This is a genomic window from Chromohalobacter sp. 48-RD10 (assembly GCF_029889785.1).
GTDB lineage: Bacteria > Pseudomonadota > Gammaproteobacteria > Pseudomonadales > Halomonadaceae > Chromohalobacter.
Genome location: NZ_JARANX010000002.1, coordinates 170,399 through 194,006, shown reverse-complemented (window position 1 = coordinate 194,006; position 23,608 = coordinate 170,399). Strand labels below are relative to the sequence as shown.

The window sequence follows — 23,608 nt, the reverse complement described above, 5'->3', positions numbered from 1 at the left end:
ATCACCGACTCAACCACTGCCAGGGAACTCATCAGGAGACGACATGGGAACAAAACTACAGGACCTTTCGGTCAGGGCCAGTTTGACGATCGCGCTGACCGTCATGGTCGTGATGATCACGGTCATCAGCGCATTGGGGTTTTACTCCAATCAACAAAGCGCCGAGGCGCTGGACACCATCGGCACCATCGGGTTCAAGCAGACCAATACTGTCAATCGGGCCACCTTGAACCTGGTGCGCGCGCGCGGTCTGCTGGCCAGTTACCGCAACGCCGTGGAAGCCGGGGATACTCAGCGTACGCAAGAGTTGGAATCAGCGGTTGAAGCGGCATTGAGCAATGCGGACGATCGCATGCAGCAGTTCGAAAATGTGCCTAAAACCGAGTCCGGTGAGCCGTATGCCGCACGTATCGGCGAGACCTATGCAGCGTTCCGCGATGAAGTCCAGCGCCAGATGCAAGCTGGTGAGGACGCCGTGCGCGCCGAGGACGATCAGCGCATCAACCCGTTGATGAACGATCTCAACGATAGCGTGAGTGAGTTTATTCAGTATGCCGAAGCACGTGTCGATACTGCCATCGTAACCGACGCCGATAACAGCCAGCTGATGGAAGTTTTGTCCATCGTATTGTTGGTGCTTGCCGTGATCGTGGCCGTGCTGGTGCGCATGGTGCTGGTCAAGGCCGTGGTCAAGCCGTTGGATGAAGCCGTCGAGCATTGCGAGCACATCGCCAAAGGCGATCTCTCTCATCGCATCGCCGAACGCGGCAAGAACGAGATTGGGCGTTTGTTTTCCGCCATGCGCGACATGCAAACCGGTTTGGTCGGCACGGTCACGTCCGTGCGTGACGCCAGCGGTTCGATTCATGGCGGGGCGCGCGAGATTGCCTCGGGCAATGCCGACTTGTCGTCGCGTACTGAGCAGCAGGCCGCCTCGCTCGAAGAAACGGCTTCCAGCATGGAAGAGCTGACCTCCACCGTAAAACAGAATGCCGACAATGCGCGCCAGGCGAGTTCCCTGGCGGGCGATGCCTCGACCACTGCGGAACGTGGCGGCGATGTCATGCAGGAAGTTTCCACGACCATGCAGGGTATCACCGACAGTTCCAAGAAGATCTCCGACATCATCGGCATGATCGACTCCATCGCCTTCCAGACCAACATTCTGGCGTTGAACGCTTCGGTCGAGGCGGCGCGTGCCGGTGAGCAAGGGCGCGGCTTCGCGGTAGTCGCCAGTGAGGTGCGTAACCTGGCCAGCCGCAGTGCCGAGGCCGCCAAGGAAATCAAGGGCCTGATTCATACCTCGACGACTCAGATCGAGCAGGGTTCCGAGCTGGTGGAGAATGCCGAGACCACCATGCGCGATGTCGTCCAGGCGGTGAAACGCGTCAGTGACATCATGGACGAGATCTCCGCGGCTTCGCAGGAACAGAGCGATGGTATCGAGCAGGTCAGTCAGGCCGTCACGCAGATGGACCAGGTGACCCAACAGAATGCTTCGCTCGTCCAGGAAGCTTCCAGCGCATCCGCGTCGCTCGAAGAGCAGGCACAGCGCTTGGAAGACGTCGTCGCGGTCTTCCGTCTGCCGGGCGGCACGTCACACCAGGCACTGCCCGGGACGCGTGCGCCAACGACCAAGCCGGCGATGTCTGCACCTGCCTCGACGTCCAAGCCTTCATCGCAGACGCGTCAAGCGCCGACGCAGCGAGCCGCGACGAAGCAGGACGAAAACGAGTGGGAAGAATTCTAGGCCCTTTCTGAAAAGAGCCTAAGCCATGCCGCCGGGGGCGTATTCACTATGCCCCTTTAGAGCACCAGCTAGCGCTAAGCGAATGATCAGCCAGATTGAATGAATCGGAGGATGTATGGCAGACAAGAATATGAGCATTCTGGTCGTGGATGATTTCCCGACCATGCGGCGCATCGTGCGTAGTTTGCTCAAGGAACTGGGCTTCAATAATGTCGATGAAGCGGAAGATGGCCAGGAAGCGCTCAACAAACTGCGTGTCGGTGGTTTCGACTTCGTGGTCTCCGACTGGAACATGCCCAATCTCGATGGTCTCGCGATGCTCCAGGAGATCCGCCAGGACGATGCGCTGTCGGAGCTGCCAGTGTTGATGGTGACGGCGGAAGCCAAGAAGGAAAATATCATCGCCGCCGCACAGGCCGGGGCGAATGGTTATGTCGTGAAGCCGTTCACCGCTGCGACGCTGGAAGAGAAGCTGGACAAGATTTTCGAGAAACTGGGCAAGTAAGTTCGCACGAGGAGGGCAGGCCATGAGCGGTGAAACGCAGCCGGAGAACAGTGCGGATGGCACCCCCACTGACGATCTAATCCACAAGATCGGCAATATGACGCGCATGCTGCATGAAAGCATGCGCGAGTTGGGACTGGACAAGGAGATCGAAAAGGCAGCCGAAGCGATTCCCGATGCGCGGGATCGTCTTAGTTATGTCGCGACCATGACCGAGCAAGCGGCGGAACGGTCGCTGAACGCCATCGATCAGGCACAGCCGTTGCAAGAGCGTATGGAATCGGGGGCCGAAAAGCTCGACCAACGCTGGGAAGAATGGTTCGCCGCGCCTGTCGAATTAGACGACGCCAAGGAACTGGTGAAGGATACGCGTGACTTCCTGCGCGATGTGCCGTCCCAGACCAAGGCGACCAATGCGCAGTTGCTCGAAATCATGATGGCCCAGGATTTCCAGGATCTGACCGGTCAGGTCATCAAGAAAATGATGGATGTCATCCGAGAGATCGAGCAGCAGTTGGTGCAGGTGCTGATCGACACCGCTCCTGAGAGCCATGACAAGGAAGAGCTGCAGCAACTTGCCGACGAGCGTTCGCGTAAGCCTCAGAAGGTCGATGAAGAGCTGCTCAACGGGCCGCAGGTCAAGCCCGAAGGCACCGATGTCGTCAATGACCAGGACCAGGTCGACGACCTCCTCGATAGCCTGGGTTTCTGATCCCTCCCAACGCTGCCGGTGCCTACCGGCAGCTTTTCAGTCTCGCGTCTCCTGAATAGCATGGCTAAGTAGTCGCTATTCCAGTGATCGGCTGTCCCGCGTTCCCGAGAAAATAGCCCGCATTCGATGAATGCGGTTGTTCGGCGCCTAGGCATTTGCCTTGGCGAAGGGCTTCTAGCGCCACGACGTCAGAGGACCCATGGCCGAGGGTAGTGACAGCGACGAGGAAAAGACCGAAGACCCGACACCTCGACGACTCGACAAGGCGAGGGAAGACGGTGAGGTTGCGCGCTCGCGCGAGCTGACCACTTTCATGCTGTTGGCGGCAGGGGTAATGACGCTATGGTCGCTAGGCGGTCATCTCTACGAAAGCTTAGGGGCCGTCATGGAGCAGTCATTCATATTTTCACGCGCTGAAGTGTTCGATACTTCCGTACTCATGTCGCATATTTGGGCGTTGGGCAAAAACACGCTGATGTCCCTGATGCCGTTGTTCCTCATTGTATCGGTCGTCGCGCTGGCAGCGCCGGTCATGCTGGGTGGCTGGCTGATGACGGCAAAGTCGTTGCAGCCTCAAGTGTCCAAGCTCAATCCTCTGAAGGGATTGAAGCGCATGTTTTCATCGCAAGCGATAGCGGAATTGGGCAAGGCCGTCGCCAAATCGACGCTGGTGGGCGGTGTCGCCGTGATCTTCCTGTGGTGGCATCGTGGCGATCTCCTGGGCTTGATGAACTTGCCGTTGAGCGAAGCATTGGCAAGGGGTATGAACCTCGCGGTGCTGTGCCTGGCCTTTTGCGTCGCGACACTCATTGTCGTGGTGTTGATCGATGTGCCTTTCCAGTTGTGGAGTTTTACCAAGAAGCTGCGCATGACCAAGGACGAGGTCAAGAAAGAGCACAAGGAAACCGAAGGCGATCCCCAGGTGAAGGCCCGTATGCGCGCTCAGCAGCAGTCCATGGCACGGCGGCGGATGATGGCCCAGGTGCCGGATGCGGATGTCATCGTCACTAACCCTACGCATTATGCCGTGGCGTTGATGTATGAAGGGAGTCAGATGGAGGCGCCGCGCGTCGTGGCCAAGGGCTCGGATATGGTCGCCACGCGTATCCGCGAACTGGGCGAGGCGCATGGCGTGCCCTTGCTGGAAGCGCCGCCGTTGGCGCGTGCGCTGCATCAGCATGTGGACATCGATTACGAAGTCCCCGCGAATCTGTATACCGCCGTGGCGGAAGTGCTGGCTTGGGCCTACCGCTTGAAACGTGTGCGCGAGGAAGGGGGTGGCTGGCCACAAACGCCATATGACCTGCCCGTGCCCGACGAGTTAGATCCGTCTCGGCAAAACGTCGCCGACGCCAAGGACACACCATGAATGCGTTGAGTCAGTTATGGGGCCGTCGTGAGTGGCTGAACGACACCCGCTTGAAGGTGCTGGCCGGCCCCGTGCTGATCATCATGATCTTGAGCATGATGATCCTGCCGTTGCCGGCGTTTGTGCTGGACCTTCTGTTTACCTTCAATATTACTCTGGCCGTGATGGTGCTGCTGGTGAGCATGTTCACGGAGAAGCCGCTCGATTTCGCGGCCTTCCCGTCGGTCTTGTTGTTTTCGACCCTATTGCGGTTGTCGTTGAACGTCGCCTCCACGCGTGTGGTCTTGATGGAGGGTCACGAAGGCGGCGATGCGGCCGGCAAGGTGATCGAGGCCTTCGGCGCCTTTCTGATCGGAGGGAACTTCGCCGTCGGTCTGGTCGTGTTCCTGATCCTGGTGGTGATCAACTTCATGGTCATTACCAAGGGCGCGGGTCGTATCGCCGAGGTCGGCGCGCGCTTTACGCTGGATGCCATGCCCGGCAAGCAGATGGCCATCGACGCTGACCTCAACGCCGGCTTGATCGGTGAGGAAGACGCGCGGGAACGGCGTCAGGAGACCTCGCAGGAAGCCGATTTCTACGGTTCCATGGACGGGGCCAGCAAGTTCGTGCGCGGTGATGCCATCGCCGGCATCATCATCATGATGATCAATTTGATCGGCGGTCTGGCGATCGGCATGGCGCAACACAGCCTGAGCTTTTCCGAAGCCGGCCATACCTATACCTTGCTTACCATCGGCGACGGCCTGGTGGCACAGATTCCGGCGCTGGTGATCTCGACGGCGGCAGGTGTCACCGTCTCGCGCGTCAACACCGACCAGGATGTCGGCCAGCAACTGATCAGTCAGCTCTTCAACAATCCGCAGGTCTTGATGCTGGCTGCAGGCGTCATGGGACTTCTGGGGCTCGTGCCGGGGATGCCTAACCTGGTCTTCTTGCTGTTCACCGCGTTGCTCGGGGGATTGGCGTGGTGGATGTGGCGTCGTGATCAGCAACAAGTCACCCAAGAGGCATCTCCCCAGACACCGCCTCCTCAGCCCGAAGTGCCGGAGGCGAGCTGGGACGATGTACAGCTAGTCGATACCCTGGGCCTCGAAGTTGGTCACCGTTTGATACCACTCGTCGACCATCGCCAGAAGGGCGAGTTGCTGGGGCGTATCAAGAGCGTTCGCAAGAAATTCGCCCAGGATGTCGGCTTCCTGCCACCGGTCGTGCACATCCGCGACAATCTCGAGCTGGGGCCCTCGACCTATATCATCACCCTCAAGGGCGTCGAAGTGGGGCGCGCCGATGCGCATCCGGGACAATGGTTGGCCATCGATCCGGGGCAGGTGTCGGGTAATGTGGAAGGCACGCCGACTCAGGATCCGGCCTTCGGCCTACCCGCCGTATGGATCGACGCCGCGCAGCGGGAGCGCGCCCAGGTCTACGGCTACACCGTGGTCGATGCGAGTACGGTGGTGGCCACGCATCTCAATCACCTGCTGCATCGCCACGCCAATGACATGCTGGGGCGTCAAGAAGTACAGCAATTGCTTGACAAGATCGCTGCCGAGAACAAGTCGCTGGTCGAGGATGTGGTGCCCAAGCTGCTGACCCTGACCGCGATGCAGCGCATCCTGCAGAATCTGCTCGCCGAGGAAGTCTCGATTCGCGACATGCGCACCATCCTCGAGACGCTGGCCGAGCATGCGCCACAGCAGGCCGATCCCCACGAGCTGACCGCGATGGTGCGTGTGGCGTTGGGACGCTCGATCACCCAGCAATGGTTCCCCGGTGATCAGGAGATGCATGTCATCGGCCTGGAAGCCAATCTCGAACAGGTTCTGACCCAGGCGCTGAGCAATGGCGGTGGCCTGGAACCGGGACTGGCCGATACCCTCATGGAGCAGGCGACGGCCGCCGTGGAACGTCAGGAAGCGCGTGGCGAGCCGACAGTGCTGGTCGTCCAGCATGGTTTGCGCGCGTTGCTGGCCCGCTTCCTGCGCCGCCGCATTACCCATCTGGTGGTGATGTCCAATGCCGAAATCCCCGATGACCGCACCTTGCGTGTCACCGCTACCGTCGGAGCCCGTTCATGAGCGTGATGCGTTTTCACGGTGCCACCAGTCGCGAGGCGATGCGACAGGTACGAGACGCGCTAGGAGATGATGCCCTGATCCTCTCCAACCGACGCGTGGATGAGGGCATCGAGGTCGTGGCCGTGGCCGAAGAGGCACAGTCATCACTGGTTGGGCAGGCAGAGGACGTGGCCGTGCCTGCGCAGGCCAGTTCACCTTCCGCCGAGGCATCGCCTGCGCCGGGGCAGGATCGCCTGTACGCCGAAATGCAGGCCATGCGCGAACTTTTGATGTCGCATATCGCAGAGACACCACGCCCGCGCAGTGCACGCCCCGGCGTGCGCGGCGTCTTGCGCCAGCGCTTGATTACCGCCGGCTTCAGTGCCCGTCTGGTACGCGAAATGCTCGAGACGTTGCCCGACGAACTCGCCGATGTCGATGCCGATGACCCACGCTTACTGGCCTGGAGCCGACGTCAACTGGAGACCCGTCTCGAGGTGCTCGATGACGAGGCGACGATGCTCGAGGAGGGCGGTGTGTTCGCCCTGGTGGGGCCGACAGGCGTAGGCAAGACCACGACCACCGCCAAGTTTGCGGCACGTTACGTGATGCGCTTCGGCGGGGACGACGTGGCCTTGGTGACCACCGATGATTATCGTATCGGCGCGCATGAACAGTTGCGAATCTATGCCAGATTGCTGGGTGTCGATGTGCATGCCGTGCACCATGAAGACGATCTCGAAGGCTTGCTGGCATGTCTTGAAGGCAAGCGCATGGTAATTGTCGATACAGTGGGTATGAGCCAGCGCGATCAGCGCGTGACCGGGCAGATCGCGCGCCTCGGCGGTGCGGGGCGTCCGGTACGGCGTCTCTTGCTGCTGAACGCGGCCAGCCACGGCGATACGCTTGAAGAAGTTGTCGAGACCTATCAGCGTGCTTCGCGGGACGCCGGTGCACCGCTTTACGGTTGCCTGTTGACCAAGGTCGACGAAGCGCCGCGTCTAGGCGCCGCGCTGGATGTCGTGATGCGTCATCGACTACGCCTCTATTACGTTTCCCATGGCCAGCGCGTGCCCGAAGACATTCGCCTGGCCGAAGCGCCAGCGCTATTGGATGACGCGTTGGCCGTGGGGCAGGGCTCGCCCTTTACCTTCGATGAAGGCGTACTCACCGAGATGCTGCGGCCCACTGCCTCCGGACAAGGTCTGCAAGCGCTATCGCGGGATCTCTTGGCACAGCGCGATCAATTGACCCGGGTGATGGAAACGCTGCAACGCGGCGTAGCAGGCGTGGCCTGGCTCGATGCCGCGTGGCGTCGTCGCGAGTCGCCGCGGGCCATACAACAAAGCTGGCTTGAAGAGCATCTGGCACCGCCGTCGATGATCAAGGCGTGGCATGATGCCGAAGCGACGGGGCTGTTCTGGCCGGGAGGGAAGCCGCGAGGAATGGACTGGGCGGCGCCGATGCTGCCGCTGGATGCCAACGGCGATGTGCTGCCGCTGGCCTGGCCTCTTCACCGCTGGCCGCCGTCCGATACGCAACGCCTGACCCTGGCGCGTCGCCATCTGGGGAGTCATTGGCATGTGTTCGCGCGGGTACCTGATGCCGATGTCAGGCAACAGCTGCGCGAGGCGGACAGCCCCTGGCTGGCACGCACGCGGGTGCAGCAGCGCGTCTGGCATGCCGGGGAACGTCTGGCGATAGGCGAGTTAGTCGATCTAGCCGAGCCCTGTGGTCAGCATACCTGCCGTCTGCGCGGTCGCGCACGACGCGTGACACTGTCGCGCTTGCCGGTGGCCTTGGCCGAGACCGATGCGTGCACTCTACAGCTCTGGATTGCGACGAGTCACGATCCCGAGAGCGGGCGTCGGCGGGGCGTTTATCACTGGCTGGGGCATGGGGGCGACGCGCTGGATATCGATATGCGGGCTTTCGTTTACCGCCAGCTCGAACAGGATGATCTGTCGCGTTTGATGCGCACGGCATGGCAGCAGCTTGGAGGGTCGGCTCCTCTGGATTGCGAACTGCGTGTCTATCTGGCAGCGCAATTGGCGGCCCTGGCGCTACGCATGGACTTGAGCGAGGACGGCTGGGCGGTGGATGCGCGCCCCGTGGTGAAGCGTCTCGCCGGTGAACGCAAACGACGCAGCCCCGATACCCTGCTACAGGGTTTGATGCACTTGCTGACGGCGCATGCGGCGCTGTCACAGACGTCGTGAGGTGACGACGATGAGCGATCAAGCGGCGGGGTTGCGCGCCTATGCGAGTCAGCGGCGCGACAAGTCGGCGCTGGTGACGATCGGCCATCCGTCGCCCCAGGCGGTGACAGCGATCTGTGAACGACTGGCGTCTCTCAGTGGCTTTGCCTGGGAGACACTGCCACTCGCTGTCGGCGAGGTGACCGCCGCCCAGCGCTCCTCGCCGCATTGGGGCATCTGGGTGGCCTCTGGCGTGGAAGGTCTGCAACGTGCCTATCGCGAACTCAAGCAATGGTCGCAGTATGAGCGCCTGCCACATCTGCTGGTGATACGCGATCCAGCCAGCGCTGGCGATATGCCGCTTGGCAACCTGGTGAATACGGCGCGCCGCTTTCTGGCGGTCGAGCTCTACGTCGACCCCGCCGATTGGCTGGCGCATACACTGCCCTCAAGCGAGCGCCGCTCGTGAAATCCCTGGGCTGCGTCATGGCATTGCTGGTCGCGATCGGTGCCGCGCTGAGCATGACGCCATTCGCGCAAGCTGTCGAAGCCGGCAGCTGGGCGGTGACACTGCCACGTGGACCGCTGCTGACGACGCCGGGGCGTGACGAGCGAACGTCACCTCTGCGCCCGCCCGAGTCCCACACGGTCGGCGATGGCCGTATCACGCGGGTGTCCTGGCGTTACACCACGCAGGAGCCGAGCGATGTGCGGGCGTGGCTGTGTCATCCGCGTCGTTGTGTCGAAATGGCCACGCGTCGCGGGGGGACGCAGGCGCTGGAGGGGCTTTCCGCTAGAGGGCCTTTTGTACTGTGCTTTCGGCGCGCCACCTCCGGGAAAGCATCGCACACGGGCGTGCGCATTGAGGACTTGCAACTGATCGTGAATTACCGCTGAGAGGATGCGGTGAAGACGAATTCGGGAAAAGACCCATCAAGCGGGGGTTATTCCGGCCTTGGCTGGCAGGTCGGAAGCTCGATAATGTCAGCGGGCGTCGCGTCGAGCGTCGACCCGAACATCCGAGGCGATAGAGATGTATACGGCACAGGGCAAAATCGATCAACGTGCACTGCTGGAGCAATACACGCCGCTCGTGCGGCGTCATGCGCTGGCATTGCAAGTACGCTTACCGGCCAGTGTCGAACTCGATGATTTGATTCAAGCCGGCATGGTGGGGTTACTCGACGCGCTGGAACGCTTCGATACCGCCCAAGGGGCGAGTTTTTCCACTTTCGCCAATCAGCGTGTGCGCGGCGCGATGATCGATGAACTGCGCAGTCGCGACTGGATGCCGCGCAGTGTACGGCGCAGCGTACGGGCGTTGGATCAGGCGGTACACAAGCTCGAGCAATCGTTCGGACGTGCCCCGGACGAGCGCGAAATCGCCAGCGCTCTGGATATGCGCGTCGAGGAATATCATCAGTTGTTGCTGGATGCCAATAACGGTTATCTGCTGGGCTTCGACGAGGTCGTGTCTGAGCTCGGCGAGCCGCCGGCAGGCGAAACCGCCCCGGCGACTCCGCACGAGGCCTTGTTGAAAGGTGATGCGCGCACCCATCTGGTCGAGGCCATCGAGCAACTTCCCGAACGTGAAAAGCTGTTGCTGGGGCTTTATTACCAGGAAGAGCTCAACCTCAAGGAAATCGGTGCCGTGTTAGGCGTCAGCGAATCGCGGGTATGCCAATTGCATAGCCAGGCCGTGGCACGTCTCAGGGGGCGGCTCGCAGCCTGAGGCCCGCGAGGTTCATTCTTTCTCTGCCGTGATGGCTACCTCCACGAGGGTATTGGCCAAACGATCGCCAAGGGTACCCCAAGCCGAGCCCAGTGCTCGCACCAGCGCAGGATAGCCATCGTCTTTCAGCGGACGCTCGATCTCGAAGGACTCGCGCGACAGCGTGCGGTCGTTATCGTCACGGACACGCCACTGGCCGCCGACCACGGCCATACCGTCGTTGCGACCCTGGAAGCGGTCGACGTCGAGCTGGACATGCAGCGCCGGCGAGGGCGCTTCGGCGGACTGGCCGCGACGCAGCACGTCGGCGTTGGGCAGTGCCTGACCGAGATGCTGGCGCATGCGTTCCTGCAGTTGGCGATCAAGGGGTTCGGCCCATAGGTGGTGGCGTGCCTGATGGATGCGGATGTCATCGAGTTGCATGACGATGCCGTCATCCTTCAGGTAGTTAGCCATGCGCGGTGGTGCGAGCGAGATACTGCCCCTGAAGTCGCTGCCGGCGACATTGATATTTTGCGTTTCACTGGGGAGCGTATAGCGGGACTGGTCGATGCCTTGTCCGGCACAGCCGACCAGAATCGACATGCAAAGTCCCATCCCGGCGGCAGCGAGAAGCCGCACCGGGCGTGTCAGGCGTTCGGCATGAGTGAATGCCATCGTCATCTCGGTCATTGGCGTGGAGCCCTCGGTTGCGGATCAGGAGCGTCTTCGCTGTCGAAGATCAGAGCGTTGGGCTTCTCGCTTAGCGTGCGTGCTACGGGTTGCAGGTCGCGCATCAATGACTCGAGCCGCGAGAGCGTATCGTTGAGTTCCCGGTAACCCTGTGAGTCTGGGGAGAAGCCATCCAGCGTGTCGCGGGTCTGGCGCAGCGTCTTGTTGAGATTGCTGGGCAGCTCGCGCGTGGCTGGATCGTCGAGCAGTGCGTCCACCGAGTCGGCGATCTCGTTGACTTGCTGCATCGTGTTCTGCGTGGTCGTCAGCGTCTCGTCCAGTGAGTCGAGGACGGGCTCGATCTGCACGTCGTTGAGCTTGTCGAGCAGGTTCGAGACTTTCTCCTCGATCTGCGCGAGACTGCCGGTGGTCGTCGGGAAGACCTTCTTGCCCTCGAAGGTGAGCGGCTCGTAAGGCTCAGGATCGTCATGGAAGTTCAGGTCCACGAAAAGTGCCCCGGTCAGCAGGTTGCCTCGTTTGAGCGTCGCCCGCAGGCCGTGCTCGAACATGCCCTGGAGACGATCTCGCCATTCATCGGCATCGAAATCTTGCATGGTGTCGTCGAAGCGCTGCGGCTCGATGCGAATCAGCACGGGAATCGCAAAGCGGTCCAGAGCGTTGGGCTGCGGCGCCGCGAAATGCCACGGCACGGTTTCCACGGTACCGACGCGTACGCCGCGATATTCCACGGGATCGCCGTGACTAAGCCCGCGCACGGTATCGTCGACCAGCAGCACATAGTCGAGATAACGATCGAAAGTCCCTTCACGGGCGCTTTCTTCGTCGCCAAACAATTGATAGGTCGCTTCCGGTTCAGCGGGCTGTCCCATCTCCACATCCTCGGGGACGCCGAAGGTTACGCCGCCGCCGATGAGCGACTCCATCGACTCGACATTGACGCGGAAGCCCTGCGAGTTCAGGCGCAGATCGACCCCCGACGAGACCCAGAAGCGTGTGGTGTCGGTGACCAGTACATCATAAGGCGACTGAATGTATAGGCGGTGGCGCATTTCCTTCTCGTCGGGGTCGAATTCGGTGTTCTCCACGCGGCCTACCGTAAAGCCTTGATAGGTGATCGGGTCGCCGGCGCTCAGTGAGCTGCCCACCTGGCTGACCAGGTTGATGCGAATTCCTGGGGCGTCGGGGGGCGCGACCGGGGGCTGATCGAGCACATCGAAGTCGCGTTGGGGCTCATCGCCGTGACCGGGCAGCAACTGAATGTAGGCCCCCGACAGCACGGTTCCCAGGCCGCTGATGCCTTCGCGATCGATGCGTGGCTTGACCACCCAGAAACGCGCATCGTCATTGAGCATGCGCTCGGTGTCGGGTTGCATGCGCGCGGTGACCACGGTATGCGACATGTCGTCGGAGAGCGTCACATCCTCGACGCGGCCGACCTCGACATTGCGTGTCTTGATCAACGTCTTGCCGGCTTCGATGCCTTCGGCGTTTTCCATCTGCAGCGTGATCGTGGGGCCGAGGCCGGAAAAATTGTCGTAAAGCATCCATAAGCCGATGAGGACCGCTACCAACGGCACGATCCAGATCGGCGATAGGCGGCGGCGATATTGGCGTGTCGCGCGCTGTGGAGCTTCAGGCATCGTCGGATTCCTTGCGTGGTGAAACGGTAGCGATATCTCGTGGCAGGCGGTTCCGCCATGTGCGTCGAGGACGTTGGGGAAGATCGTCCCAGATCATGCGCGGGTCGAAACTGTGGGCCGCCAGCATGGTGATGATCACCACGCTGGCGAAGGAGAGGGCGGCGGGTCCCGGCGAGATCGACATCAGTTCGCCCGCGCGGATCAGTGCGACGAGGATGGCGACCACGAACACATCCACCATCGACCAGCGTCCGATGAATTCGGTGATGCGGTAGAGGCGCACGCGGGTGACATTGTTTAGCGGCTCGCCACGATGGCGTACGGCGTAGCATAACCATCCGAGCGCGAGAATCTTGCCGATGGGCACCACCACGCTGGCGGTGAAGATAATCACCGCGATGGGGATGTCACCGTGCTGCAGAAACAGCATGACGCCGCCAATGATGGTCGAGGGCGAGGTGTTGCCGAGCGATGTCGTGCTCATGATCGGGTAAAGGTTCGCCGGAATGTACATCACCATCGCAGCCAGCAGCAGGGCCAGTGTGCGTTGGCGGCTGCCGGGTGTTCGTGCGTGCAGCGTTTCCCCGCAGCGTCGACAGCGCCCGTGTCCCTGGGCATCGAGACGATTGACCAGCCCACAGGTTGTGCATCCGCTCAAGCCTTGCGGCGTCGCGGGTTCACCCGAGCGGGCGCCTTCCGGTGCCAAGGGCTCGCTGGCCAGTGCGAACCACATCCAGTCGGTGTCGATGGACTGGGTGGTGAGCAGCAATAACAAGGCATAGGCGCAAAACGTCCAGAACGAGAGCCCCAGGCTGACATCTGCCATTCCCGCAATCTTGATGAGACTGACCAGCGCGGCGATGACGAAGACGTCGGCCATCATCCACGGCGTCAAGTGTTTCAGGGCGCGGGCAATGCCACGTGAATAGGGCAGAATGCGGCGCCTGAGAAGCCCCAGCGAGAGCCAGATGACGCTACATAGATAGACCGTAGGCAGGATGATCACGGTCAGCAGCACGCAAATTGCCACCAGTGGTTCGTGGAAGCCGACCAGTGTCGAGGCGGTCTCGGTCAGCTCGATGCGGTTGGTGACGCCACGGGCCTCGAAACTAATGAAGGGAAAAGACACCGACAGCGTCAGCATGATCAAGGCGGCGACGGCCAGTGCGAGGCTACGCTCGGCAGGTTTGTCGTGACGTGTGGCCAGTATATGTTCGCAACGCGGGCATTCGGCCTTTTCTCTCGGCTTCAAGGGCGGCAGCGCCACGAGCAAATCGCATTCGTGACAGGCGCGCAGACGTCGCCGTGAGTGGCGCGTCGTCGCCACCGACGTTGCCATGTCGCATGGCGAGTGATGAGGCGCTTGTGACGAAACGTTATCTGCCAAACTCATTCTCGCTCATAGGTTCATGGTACCGAATGATGGATGCACTATAGCAATTCGGCGCGGGGATATTCCGACAGACTCTTGCCTGAGAAGATCAGTAGCGTGAATAGCGTACATTCACGTGCGTATGTTTGTCAGTAGCATGCCCGGCCGATTGCGCTAGAATAGCGAGGTATTCATGCGGGATCGGCCGGGCATGGCGGGCTTGACCCTGGCGCTGACCGTATTCGGTATCGGCTGGAAGGGCCAGGGGCGCATCAATCGCCTGGAGGCAGTCTGGCTGTTGGCGACGTTTATCGCCTATACGACATGGCTCGTCGTATCAGTTATCGGTGGTCGCTAATGAGCGAGCGAATCAGGCGTGCGTGTGCCACGGCGAGAGCACGTCAAGGGCATCGTTGAGAGGCCGTAGATCGTCGATTGAAGCGGGTGCATGGGGCTGATGTTCGATGCGTATGCATAGGCGATCTGCGAAGGATGTTTCGAGTTGATCGATCCAGGGCTGTTGTTCCTCGCGCCAGTTGGCGACCCATTGGCTATCGACCGTAGTGGGCAGGCATTTATTGATGACCACGGCGCTGACATGCAGGCCGTTGGCTTCCAACAGATCACGCGTACGCGCTGTTTCCAGCGCCGGCAGGCGTTCCGGGTTGGCGACCAGAATCACTGCCGAGTGCGCAGGACAGGTCAAGTGTTCGCGAGCGGCGGCGAGGCGTCCGCGTCGGCGCATCAGCGCCTCCTGAATGGGGTCATCGACCACCTCGCCGTCTCCCAGCCAGGCCTTGTAGTCGCTGCGCACCTTGTGGCGACGCTGCATCAAGCCGTCCACCCACGCACCCATGATCTCCGGCAGCGCGAGCAAACGCACGGTATGGCCACCCGGCGCGGTATCGAAGATCAAACGGTCGTAGTGCTGCCCGGTGTCGAGCAACAGGCTGACCAGCGCATCGAACAAGGCGGCTTCCTCGGTGCCGGGGGCATGGCGGGCCAGATCGAGCTGGCGGAATACCGCCGCACTACGTTCACCGCTCACCATGGGCTTGATGTTGGCCTTGACCTCATCCAGATAACGCTTCGTCTCGTGATCGGGATCGAGTTCGACGACATCCAGGCCAGGGCGCATGCACGTCGGTGTCGGGCCGGGTTGGCGACCGAAGAGATCGGCCAGATTGTGGGCCGGATCGGTGGACACCAGCAGGGTGTTCCATCCGGCATCTACGCAACTCAGCGCATAAGCGGTCGCACAGCTGGTCTTGCCGACGCCGCCCTTGCCGCCGAAAAAAAGGCTTTTGGCCATATCGGCTGTCTCTCCTCGGTTGTGCCACGCGTCATCGGCGCCGCTCAACAGCAGCGAAAACCATCCAGGGGCGAGCGGGGCATGCCCTGACGCTGGTGCCACTCGTGAAAGCGGTCCAGCATATAGGGATAGAGCTCCAGGGTCATGTCGCCGACGGGATTGGGGATCCCCATCATGTCGCAGAAGCACAGCAGCATGAAGAGATCTTCTTCATCCTGAAGTTCGCGGACGATTTCACGCCGGTGCTGAAGGCTCAGCACCGCGTCGTAGCCCTCGATGAGCCGTTTGATCCGCGTCCGCCAGCCGGCGGACGCGGTCCGTTCGTCATCAGCGCGACTCATCGGAACTCGGCTGTTGCTGCTGCGCAGGAACGCCGCCCTGACGGAAGCTACGTGAAGCCTCGAGCAGAATCCACAGTGTGAATACCATGATCAAGCTGCCAAAGGTGAACAGCAGCAAGTTGCGGTCGGCATCGCCGAAGCCCGACCAGGTGAAGATCACTTGTTGGCCCATGGCCCACAGCGTCATCACCAGCAGGAACAGCATCGGTACTAGCGTGAAGACGACCGGGCGGCCCTGACGCTTGAGCCACACCGAGACCAGCATCAGGGTGATGCCGGCCAGCAACTGGTTGCTGGTGCCGAACAGTGGCCACAGCAAGTAACCGCCGGAGCCGAAGCCGTTGGGTCCTTCCGGCAGAATCACCAGCGCGGCACTGGCGATGACGGCGATGCTGGTGGCGACATGCTTGCGCGCGATGACCGGCATGCCGTACTCGGTTCCCAGTTCGGCGATGATGTAGCGCATCAGGCGTACGGCGGTATCCAGCGTGGTGGCGGCGAAGCTGACCACGATCACAGCGACCAGGGTCGAGCCCATGTGCTCGGGAATACCGAGGTTACCGGCGAGCTGGCCAGCACCTTTCACGAAGGAACTGAGACCGCTGGAACCGGCCGCCGAGAAGCTGGAATAGGTAGCGGTGAAATCTGCGCTGGAGGCGAACAGCGTGCCTACGGCGATGATCGCGATCATTGCCAGCATGCCTTCACCCAAGGCGCCGCCATAGCCGATGAAGCGGGCGTCGGTTTCCTTGTCGAGCTGCTTGGACGTCGTGCCCGAGGCGACCAGGCCATGAAACCCGGAAATGGCCCCGCAGGCGATGGTGATGAACAGCAGCGGATACCAGCTGATATCGGCTTCGCCATTGACGCTGGGGGCAGTCATCTCCGGCGCCCCGAATAGAAGCCCCAGATACAGCAGGGCAAGCCCCACCACCAGCTGATGCGAGTTGATGTAGTCACGCGGCTGAAGCAGCTTCCAGACCGGCAGTGTCGACGCGATATAGACGTAGACCATCAACACCACGATCCATACCAAAAAGGCCATCGAGGTGGCATCGAAGCCGCCCGCTACCGCCGCGTCGGCGCCGCCGAACCAACTGACCAGATCGATCTGTAGAATGGGTACCTCGCTGGCCAAAAGCGCTGCGCTATACATGACGGCGAGGGCGATGACCGAGGGCAGGAGCATCGACCCCGAGTGACGATAGACGCGATAGCCGATCCACACCGCCAAAGGAATCTGGATGAACACCGAGAGCACGCTGGCGGGGAAGGTGATGAACAGCTTGGCGATGACCCACGCGAAGACTGCGTTGATCATCAAAACTAGGATCAGAATGATGAACAGGAACAGCAGCTTGGCACGCTGGCCGATCAGCTTGTTGGCCAGCGTGCCGATGGAATGGCCCTTGTGGCGGTTGGACAGCACCACGGCACCGAAGTCATGCACGCCGGCGGCAAACACGGTGCCCAGCACGACCCAAAGAATGGCCGGCAGCCAACCCCAGTAGATGGCGATGGCCGGCCCCACGATGGGCGCTGCGCCAGCCACTGAGGTGAAGTGGTGTCCCCACAGAATCCACTTGTTGGTGGGCACGTAGTCGACGCCATCTTGATAGGCGTGAGCGGGCGTTTGGAAGTCGGGGTCGAGTCGGTAAATGCGTTCGGCGATGAACTTCGAATAGAAGCGATAGCCCAACACGAAACACACAGCGCCGAAAATGGCGATCCAGATAGCGTTCATGAGTGATCCTTGTCGAAAGCGGTAGCGCCGGACGCCAAAAAAATACTAATTTGATATAACTACTCTACCAAAAAGAAGATGGTGTTCTCCGTTAGACGAATGACGCAGAACGAAGCCAACCGCGACATCGGCGCGCATGCGGCAATTTGCCGTGCGGCAACGCGACACATATGAAACCCCGCCACAGCGCTTTTTAAGGCTATATAAACCCTCTACGATGTAGGGGTATTGGAAACGAAACAATAAGACCCAGGCGGCGGGCCGTTTTCGGCTATGACCACCTCTTTCCGATGACCTTTTGATCATGCGAGCTTCAAGGAGTCAGCCATGGCGCTAGATCCGATTCTCCTGTCGCGGTTGCAGTTTGCATTCGTGGTTTCCTTTCATGCCATCTTCCCGGTCTTCACGATTGGGCTTGCCTCCTATATCGCCGTGCTGCAGGGCCTTTATGTGTCCACGGGCAACCGCGTCTGGGATCGTCTCGGCCTGTTCTGGACCAAGGTGTTCGCCGTGGTCTTCGGCATGGGCGTCGTGTCCGGCATCGTGATGGCGTTCCAGTTCGGGACCAACTGGAGCAACTTCTCGCAGATGGCGGCGAACTTCATCGGCCCGATGCTGAGTTACGAGGTGGTCACGGCGTTCTTCCTCGAAGCTGGTTTTCTGGGGGTATTGCTATTCGGCCGGCATCGTGTCTCGCCGGCGGTGCATTTCTTCGCTGCGCTGATGGTCGCCGTGGGGACGTTCATCTCGGCGTTCTGGATTCTGGCCACCAACAGTTGGATGCAGACCCCCGATGGCTATGAGATCCGCGAAGGGGTGATCCATGTGACTTCCTGGGTCGATGCGATCTTCAACGCGTCCTTCCCGTACCGCTTCACGCACATGGCCTTGGCTGCATTCTTGACCGGTGGCTTCGTGGTGACCGGGGTCAGTGCCTGGTTCTTGCTGCGCGGTCGCGATATCGATGCCCACAAGCGTGCGCTGTCGATGACGCTATGGCTGCTGCTGTTTCTGGCGCCGCTGCAAGCCTTCGTCGGTGATGAGCATGGCCTGAATACGCTGGAACACCAGCCGATGAAAATCGCCGCCATGGAAGGTAACTGGGAAACCGAGTCGAACGTGCCGCTATTGCTGTTCGCATTGCCGGACCGCGATCTGCAGGCCAACCGCGTCGAGATCGGCATTCCCAATGGTGCCAGTCTTATCCTGCGTCACGACCCAGACGGTGTGGTGCCGGGGCTCGATCAAATCGACCGTGCGCAACAGCCGCCAGTGTGGATCACCTTCTATAGCTTCCGCGTGATGGTGGCACTGGGTCTTCTGATGATTGCCTTTGCCGTTGCCGGACTGGTGCTACGCAAGGGCGGGCGTGTTTATCGCAGCCGCTGGTTCTTGCGCGGGCTACAAGGCATGAGTCTGGCGCCCTTCGTGGCGGTGGTCGCAGGCTGGTTCGTGACCGAAACCGGGCGTTCGCCGTGGCTGATCTACGGCGTGCTCGACTACGCCGATGCCATCACCCCCTCGCTGAGTGGCGGCATGGTGCTGTTCACGCTGCTGGGCTATATCGCCGTCTATGCCGTGATCTTCATCGCCGGTGTCTATTACCTGTGCAAGGTGATCAATCAGGGCCTCGATGAACACGACGATACGGAGGATCTGGATAGCCACGACCGTCCGGCGCGGCCCATGTCCGCTGCCCACGTGCCCTTCGATGATGCGCGCGACGACCGCGCCCCGAACAGGAGCTAAGCCATGGAAATGTTCGATCTCTCGTTGATCTGGGCCGTCATCATCGCCTTCGGCGTGATCATGTACGTGCTCATGGATGGGTTCGACCTGGGGCTGGGTATCCTGTTTCCCTTCGCCCCGGACGAAGATGCGCGTGACGTGATGATGAATTCCGTCGCCCCGGTATGGGACGGTAACGAGACGTGGCTGGTACTGGGAGGCGCCGGATTGATCGGGGCCTTCCCGCTGGTCTATTCGATCCTGTTGCCGGCGATGTACATCGGGATCTTCCTGATGTTGGCGGGCCTGATTTTCCGTGGTGTGGCCTTCGAGTTCCGCTTCAAGTCAGGACGTACGCGCAACTGGTGGAACGCGGCCTTTGCCGGTGGCTCCTTCGTGGCGGCCTTCGCCCAGGGCGCCGTGGTGGGGGCCTATATCGAAGGTTTCGAGACCGCCGATCGCGTGTTCACCGGCGGGGCGCTCGACTGGCTGACACCGTTTTCGGTGATCACTGGCCTCGGGCTGGTGGCCGGCTATGCACTGCTCGGCGCGACCTGGCTGGTGCTCAAGTCCGAGGGGCATGTGCGTGACTGGGCGCGTGCTCTGGTACCCAAGTTGCTCGTCGGGGTCGTGGTTGTCTTCGCTGTCGTCAGCCTGTGGACGCCGTGGATCGACCCGGGCGTCTGGGAACGCTGGTTCGACCACATGCAGGTGATCTGGCTACTGCCGGCGTTGGCCTTGGCCTGTGTGATTGGCATTTATGCCGCCAACCGCAAGGGGCGTGAGCTGATGGCGTTCCTCTTTACCTTGGGCATGTTTGTCTTCACTTATCTGGGGCTGCTGGTGAGCCGCTGGCCGTATGTCATTCCACCGGACTACACCCTGTGGGATGCCGCCTCGGCACCTGAGTCACAGTTCTTCCTGCTGATCGGCGTGCTGTTCGTGGTGCCCATCATTCTGACCTACACCGCCTGGTCGTACTGGGTATTCCGCGGCAAGGTGCGTGTCGGCGACGGGTATCACTGAGCCGTGTCCCGATCTCAAGCACCAACCCCGGCGCGTGCGTCGCGCCAATGGCTGGCCGCGCAATCCCGTGAGGTACGCGGCTGGCTGAGCCTCGCCATTGTCGCCGGTGTCGTCGGCGGGCTCGCGACACTCGCGCAACTGGGCCTGATGGCATGGTTGATCAGCGCTGTCGTGGTCCACGAGTCGGCCTTGGCCACGCTATGGCCCTATGCGGCGGCGTTGGCTGGCGCGGTGATCGTGCGCGGGCTGGCGCAGTGGCTGCAGGAGACCAGCGGTCTGGAAGCTGGGCTGCGCGTCAAGGCACATGTGCGCGCCCAGGTGCTCGATCATCTCGCGGCGCTGGGGCCGGTGCATCTCGCCCAGCGGCATAGCGCCGGCAGTACCGCACAACTGGTCGATCAGGTCGAAGCGCTGGAAGGCTATATCGCGCGTTATGTGCCCCAGGCCACGCTGGCGGTGGTATTGCCGCTGATCTTTCTCGGCGTGGCGTTCTCGCTGGACTGGTTGGCGGCGTTGTTCTTCCTGATCGCGGCGCCGTTGATTCCGCTGTTCATGGCGTTGATCGGCATGGGTGCTCAGCGCTTGAACGAGCAACAGTTTCAGGCCATGACGCGTCTCGCGGGGCATTTCCTCGATCGCGTGCGCGGGTTGACCACCTTGCAGCTGTTCGGTCGCACCCGTCAGGCCACCGAGGAAGTCACGGCGGTGGCCGACGACTACCGGCGACGCAACATGAAAACGCTGCGCGTGGCGTTTCTCTCCTCGGCGGTGCTGGAATTCTTCGCCTCGGTGTCGATTGCGGTGATTGCCATCTATATCGGCTTCGGGTTGCTGGGCTACATCCAGTTGGGTCCGGCCGACCAACTGACGCTGTTCAGCGGGTTGTTCCTGTTGTTCATGGCTCCGGATTTCTTCCAGCCGCTGCGCTTGCTTGCCCAGCATTATCACGACCGCGCCAGTGCCCTGGGTGCCGCCGAGGGCCTGTGCGAATTGCTGTCGCAGACGCCACCAAAGGGTCCACGCATGGAGGCTCTAGACGATGAGTGCGACGACGCGACGAAGCTACGGGCGCGCCTGATCGAGGTCTGTGTGGCGCATGCCGGGCGCGGCCGCGTGTTGGGGCCACTCGATCTCGATATCGACGATGGCGAGGTGGTGGCGCTGGTCGGACCATCGGGCGCCGGCAAGTCGACGCTGCTACAACTGCTCGCCGGCTTCGTCGAGGCCGAGGCGGGCGAGGTCGCGTTGCGTGCGGAGACACGCTTGGCCTGGCTCGATCAGCGCCCGTTCTTGATGCAGGGCACGCTGGCCGAGAATTTACGCCTGGTCGCGCCAAATGCCAGTGACGACCGCTTGCGCGAGGCACTTAATGCGGCTCAGCTCGGTGACTTGCTGAAAGCCTTGCCCGAGGGGCTCGACACGTCCCTCGGCGAGCGTGGTCTGGGGCTTTCCGGCGGGCAAGCCAGCCGTTTGGCGCTGGCGCGGGTATTCCTCAGTGACGCGCCCCTGGTATTGCTCGACGAACCCACGGCCAGCCTCGACCCTGACAGCGAACGCCGCGTGATCGAGGGACTGACGCAACTGGTCGCGCAAGGCCGTACTCTGGTCATCGCCACGCATCATCCCGCCGTCATGGGCATGGCCGACCGCGTGTTGCGTCTCGAGGCGGGCCAGTTGTCTTCACAGGACGTACCGGTATCGTCGGAGGCCTGGTCATGAAGGAGTCCACTGTCATGCAGGGGCCCACTAGAAAGGCGCTAGGCCCATGGCTGCGCCTGATGGGCGAGCAGCGTACACGCTTGCTGATCGGGGCGTTGCTGATGCTGGCGACGCTGCTGTTCGCTATTGGGCTTCTGACGCTGTCGGGGTGGTTCATCACCGCGACAGCGCTGACCGGGATGACACTCGCGGCGGGTGGCGCGGCGACGATCGATGTCTTCACCCCAGGTAGCGGTATCCGCTTCTTCGCCGTGGGGCGTACCGCTGCGCGTTATGCCGAGCGCCTTTATAACCACGACACCGTGCTGCGTCTGTTGGCGGATATTCGCGGGCGCACCTTTGCCGGCTTGTCACGGCTATCGGGCCGTGAACTGGCGCGTTACCGCGCCGGCGAATGGCTCAATCGGCTGACCGCCGACATCGACGCGCTCGACAATCTCTATCTGCGCTTGCTGGCGCCGCCATTAGTGGGGCTGCTGGCGATCCTCGTCGTCGCCGGCATCCAGGCGCTGGCCATGCCCGCGCTGGGCGGTGTGCTGCTGGCGATCATGCTGCCGTTATGGGGGATCGTTACGCTGGGCATGGCCGTGGCAGGACGGGACCCAAGCGCGCGACGCGTCGAAACGCTGGAGCGCCTGCGCGTTCGCGCTCTGGAACATCTGCAGGGCCTGGCCGAGTTGCGCACCTTCGGCGTACTCGGCGCCCACCGGGAAAGAGTGGAGCATGAGCAGCGGATGTTGCTCGACGATCAGCGGCGTTTGGCCCGCCGCGCCGCGCTGGGCAATGCGCTGGTCACCTTGACCGTGCAAGGCACCGCTGTGGCGATTCTCTGCCTGGCGCTGCTTGCGTTCGCCGCAGGCAAGATGTCGGCGCCAGTGGCAAGCATGTTGCCACTGGCGGTACTCGCCCTGAATGAAGGCCTCGCCATGCTGCCGGGCGCCTTCGTGCAATTTGGGGCGACATGTACGGCTGCCGCGCGGCTCAATGCCGAGGCGGCGGCACCTGCGAGTGACGACGGCGAGGCTTGCCTGGCGAGCGCCGAGGCGCCGTCGCTCATCTTCGAGGCAGTGACGCTGCGTTATCCGGGCATGGGCACCACGCCTGCGCTCGAAGACGTCAATCTACACGTGGCGGCCGGCGAACGTGTCGCCGTGCTGGGCCCCTCGGGCAGCGGCAAGTCGAGCCTTGCTCAGCTCGTCGTTCGCGCGTTCGATCCCGAGGCGGGCAGCGTGCAACTGGCGGGGCAGGATCTACGCGGCTTGGCGCCGCAAGCGTTGCGCACACGACTCGCCTACCTGACCCAGCACACCGAGCTTTTTCATGCCCCGTTGGCTGACAACCTGCGCCTGGGATTGCCGGTCGAGCACGACCTGGATGAAGCGGCCGTCGAACGTGCCCTGTGGCAGGCGCTATGGATCGTCGATCTGGACGGTTGGGCGCGCGAACTCCCACACGGGCTCGAGACCTGGGTCGGCGAAGCCGGGCGCCAGCTTTCCGGTGGGCAGGCACGCCGCGTGGCGCTGGCCCGGGTGATCCTGCGCGATGCGCCGCTGGTGTTGCTCGACGAACCGCTGGCGGGGCTGGACGCCGCCACGGCAACGACGGTCGCCGAGCGTCTCGACACCTGGTTCGACGGGCGCACCGCGCTGATGTTCGCCCATCGCCGCGACGCCCTACCGCACTGCGATAGGGCGTTAGTACTATAATTAAAAACGTGGCAAGTGAAGC

Annotated in this window: 20 protein-coding genes; 14 read left to right on the top strand and 6 right to left on the bottom strand. The window is 61.9% G+C overall.

Annotated elements, in window-relative coordinates; translation table 11 throughout:
- The first annotated feature begins 43 nt into the window (after positions 1-43).
- The 9 genes from OP496_RS03730 (at position 44) to OP496_RS03690 (ending at position 10,326) form a co-directional block, all read left to right on the top strand.
- The gene (locus tag OP496_RS03730) at positions 44-1,750 is read left to right on the top strand and encodes a methyl-accepting chemotaxis protein (RefSeq protein ID WP_280562131.1); all 1,707 of its coding nucleotides are present in this window, start codon (positions 44-46) and stop codon (positions 1,748-1,750) included.
- A 115-nt stretch (positions 1,751-1,865) separates the two neighbouring features.
- Positions 1,866-2,255 carry a chemotaxis response regulator CheY gene (cheY, locus tag OP496_RS03725; protein ID WP_280562130.1) on the top strand — a complete coding sequence of 130 codons (390 nt, stop codon included), beginning with the start codon at positions 1,866-1,868 and terminating at the stop codon, positions 2,253-2,255.
- A gap of 22 nt (positions 2,256-2,277) precedes the next feature.
- Complete coding sequence (cheZ, locus tag OP496_RS03720; RefSeq protein WP_280562129.1) at positions 2,278-2,967, top strand: protein phosphatase CheZ; 690 nt, start codon at positions 2,278-2,280, stop codon at positions 2,965-2,967.
- Between the two features lie 199 nt (positions 2,968-3,166).
- Positions 3,167-4,336 (top strand): flagellar biosynthesis protein FlhB, encoded by a 1,170-nt coding sequence (gene flhB, locus OP496_RS03715; RefSeq protein WP_280562128.1) that lies wholly within the window; start codon positions 3,167-3,169, stop codon positions 4,334-4,336.
- Positions 4,333-6,417 (top strand): flagellar biosynthesis protein FlhA, encoded by a 2,085-nt coding sequence (gene flhA / locus OP496_RS03710; RefSeq protein ID WP_280562127.1) that lies wholly within the window; start codon positions 4,333-4,335, stop codon positions 6,415-6,417. Before flhB ends, flhA begins: the two co-directional genes overlap by 4 nt.
- Complete coding sequence (gene flhF / locus OP496_RS03705; RefSeq protein ID WP_280562126.1) at positions 6,414-8,615, top strand: flagellar biosynthesis protein FlhF; 2,202 nt, start codon at positions 6,414-6,416, stop codon at positions 8,613-8,615. Before flhA ends, flhF begins: the two co-directional genes overlap by 4 nt.
- Before the next feature lie 10 nt (positions 8,616-8,625).
- Complete coding sequence (locus OP496_RS03700) at positions 8,626-9,063, top strand: hypothetical protein (RefSeq protein ID WP_280562124.1); 438 nt, start codon at positions 8,626-8,628, stop codon at positions 9,061-9,063.
- Positions 9,060-9,491, top strand: a complete 432-nt coding sequence (locus OP496_RS03695; RefSeq protein ID WP_280562123.1) for a flagellar protein FlhE — start codon at positions 9,060-9,062, stop codon at positions 9,489-9,491. Before OP496_RS03700 ends, OP496_RS03695 begins: the two co-directional genes overlap by 4 nt.
- Positions 9,492-9,627: 136 nt before the next feature.
- Positions 9,628-10,326 (top strand): RNA polymerase sigma factor FliA, encoded by a 699-nt coding sequence (locus OP496_RS03690; protein WP_280562121.1) that lies wholly within the window; start codon positions 9,628-9,630, stop codon positions 10,324-10,326.
- 12 nt (positions 10,327-10,338) lie between these two features.
- Here OP496_RS03690 and OP496_RS03685 read toward each other — a convergent pair whose 3' ends face one another.
- Genes OP496_RS03685 through OP496_RS03675 form a run of 3 tightly spaced genes read right to left on the bottom strand, consistent with a single transcriptional unit; the run spans position 10,339 to position 13,977 of the window.
- Positions 10,339-10,983 (bottom strand): ABC-type transport auxiliary lipoprotein family protein, encoded by a 645-nt coding sequence (locus OP496_RS03685; protein WP_280562120.1) that lies wholly within the window; start codon positions 10,981-10,983, stop codon positions 10,339-10,341.
- An 11-nt stretch (positions 10,984-10,994) separates the two neighbouring features.
- Positions 10,995-12,638: an intermembrane transport protein PqiB gene (gene pqiB / locus OP496_RS03680; RefSeq protein ID WP_280562119.1), complete on the bottom strand. Its 1,644-nt coding sequence runs from the start codon at positions 12,636-12,638 to the stop codon at positions 10,995-10,997.
- Positions 12,631-13,977 (bottom strand): paraquat-inducible protein A, encoded by a 1,347-nt coding sequence (locus OP496_RS03675; RefSeq protein WP_280562380.1) that lies wholly within the window; start codon positions 13,975-13,977, stop codon positions 12,631-12,633. The genes pqiB and OP496_RS03675 overlap by 8 nt, the downstream gene beginning before the upstream one ends.
- A gap of 226 nt (positions 13,978-14,203) precedes the next feature.
- On the opposite strand from OP496_RS03675, the gene OP496_RS03670 reads away from it, so the two are divergent.
- The gene (locus tag OP496_RS03670; RefSeq protein WP_280562117.1) at positions 14,204-14,368 is read left to right on the top strand and encodes a hypothetical protein; all 165 of its coding nucleotides are present in this window, start codon (positions 14,204-14,206) and stop codon (positions 14,366-14,368) included.
- Between the two features lie 12 nt (positions 14,369-14,380).
- On the opposite strand, the gene OP496_RS03665 is transcribed toward OP496_RS03670, so the two are convergent.
- Genes OP496_RS03665 through OP496_RS03655 form a run of 3 tightly spaced genes read right to left on the bottom strand, consistent with a single transcriptional unit; the run spans position 14,381 to position 17,407 of the window.
- On the bottom strand, positions 14,381-15,322 hold the full coding sequence (locus OP496_RS03665; protein WP_280562116.1) for an ArsA family ATPase: 942 nt from the start codon (positions 15,320-15,322) through the stop codon (positions 14,381-14,383).
- A gap of 44 nt (positions 15,323-15,366) precedes the next feature.
- Positions 15,367-15,663, bottom strand: coding sequence for a cory-CC-star protein (locus tag OP496_RS03660; protein WP_280562115.1), 297 nt, complete (start codon positions 15,661-15,663; stop codon positions 15,367-15,369).
- Entirely contained in the window at positions 15,650-17,407 is a 1,758-nt protein-coding gene (locus OP496_RS03655) for a carbon starvation protein A (RefSeq protein ID WP_280562114.1), read from the bottom strand. Before OP496_RS03655 ends, OP496_RS03660 begins: the two co-directional genes overlap by 14 nt.
- Positions 17,408-17,734: 327 nt before the next feature.
- Between OP496_RS03655 and OP496_RS03650 the strand changes: the two genes are divergently transcribed.
- From OP496_RS03650 to cydC, 4 genes are read left to right on the top strand one after another with little or no spacing between them, the layout of a single operon-like run.
- On the top strand, positions 17,735-19,156 hold the full coding sequence (locus OP496_RS03650) for a cytochrome ubiquinol oxidase subunit I (protein WP_280562113.1): 1,422 nt from the start codon (positions 17,735-17,737) through the stop codon (positions 19,154-19,156).
- A 3-nt stretch (positions 19,157-19,159) separates the two neighbouring features.
- Positions 19,160-20,161: a cytochrome d ubiquinol oxidase subunit II gene (gene cydB, locus OP496_RS03645; protein WP_280562111.1), complete on the top strand. Its 1,002-nt coding sequence runs from the start codon at positions 19,160-19,162 to the stop codon at positions 20,159-20,161.
- A gap of 3 nt (positions 20,162-20,164) precedes the next feature.
- Entirely contained in the window at positions 20,165-21,880 is a 1,716-nt protein-coding gene (cydD, locus tag OP496_RS03640; protein WP_280562110.1) for a thiol reductant ABC exporter subunit CydD, read from the top strand.
- On the top strand, positions 21,877-23,586 hold the full coding sequence (gene cydC, locus OP496_RS03635) for a thiol reductant ABC exporter subunit CydC (RefSeq protein ID WP_280562109.1): 1,710 nt from the start codon (positions 21,877-21,879) through the stop codon (positions 23,584-23,586). The genes cydD and cydC overlap by 4 nt, the downstream gene beginning before the upstream one ends.
- Positions 23,587-23,608: the final 22 nt, after the last annotated feature.

Bases quoted from the DNA above. Each gene is read 5' to 3' on its own strand.
- OP496_RS03730 (WP_280562131.1), top strand. From the start codon at position 44: ATGGGAACAAAACTACAGGACCTTTCGGTCAGGGCCAGTTTGACGATC.
- cheY (WP_280562130.1), top strand. From the start codon at position 1,866: ATGGCAGACAAGAATATGAGCATTCTGGTCGTGGATGATTTCCCGACC.
- cheZ (WP_280562129.1), top strand. From the start codon at position 2,278: ATGAGCGGTGAAACGCAGCCGGAGAACAGTGCGGATGGCACCCCCACT.
- flhB (WP_280562128.1), top strand. From the start codon at position 3,167: ATGGCCGAGGGTAGTGACAGCGACGAGGAAAAGACCGAAGACCCGACA.
- flhA (WP_280562127.1), top strand. From the start codon at position 4,333: ATGAATGCGTTGAGTCAGTTATGGGGCCGTCGTGAGTGGCTGAACGAC.
- flhF (WP_280562126.1), top strand. From the start codon at position 6,414: ATGAGCGTGATGCGTTTTCACGGTGCCACCAGTCGCGAGGCGATGCGA.
- OP496_RS03700 (WP_280562124.1), top strand. From the start codon at position 8,626: ATGAGCGATCAAGCGGCGGGGTTGCGCGCCTATGCGAGTCAGCGGCGC.
- OP496_RS03690 (WP_280562121.1), top strand. From the start codon at position 9,628: ATGTATACGGCACAGGGCAAAATCGATCAACGTGCACTGCTGGAGCAA.
- OP496_RS03685 (WP_280562120.1), bottom strand. From the start codon at position 10,983: ATGGCATTCACTCATGCCGAACGCCTGACACGCCCGGTGCGGCTTCTC.
- pqiB (WP_280562119.1), bottom strand. From the start codon at position 12,638: ATGCCTGAAGCTCCACAGCGCGCGACACGCCAATATCGCCGCCGCCTA.
- OP496_RS03675 (WP_280562380.1), bottom strand. From the start codon at position 13,977: ATGGCAACGTCGGTGGCGACGACGCGCCACTCACGGCGACGTCTGCGC.
- OP496_RS03670 (WP_280562117.1), top strand. From the start codon at position 14,204: ATGCGGGATCGGCCGGGCATGGCGGGCTTGACCCTGGCGCTGACCGTA.
- OP496_RS03665 (WP_280562116.1), bottom strand. From the start codon at position 15,322: ATGGCCAAAAGCCTTTTTTTCGGCGGCAAGGGCGGCGTCGGCAAGACC.
- OP496_RS03660 (WP_280562115.1), bottom strand. From the start codon at position 15,663: ATGAGTCGCGCTGATGACGAACGGACCGCGTCCGCCGGCTGGCGGACG.
- OP496_RS03655 (WP_280562114.1), bottom strand. From the start codon at position 17,407: ATGAACGCTATCTGGATCGCCATTTTCGGCGCTGTGTGTTTCGTGTTG.
- OP496_RS03650 (WP_280562113.1), top strand. From the start codon at position 17,735: ATGGCGCTAGATCCGATTCTCCTGTCGCGGTTGCAGTTTGCATTCGTG.
- cydB (WP_280562111.1), top strand. From the start codon at position 19,160: ATGGAAATGTTCGATCTCTCGTTGATCTGGGCCGTCATCATCGCCTTC.
- cydC (WP_280562109.1), top strand. From the start codon at position 21,877: ATGAAGGAGTCCACTGTCATGCAGGGGCCCACTAGAAAGGCGCTAGGC.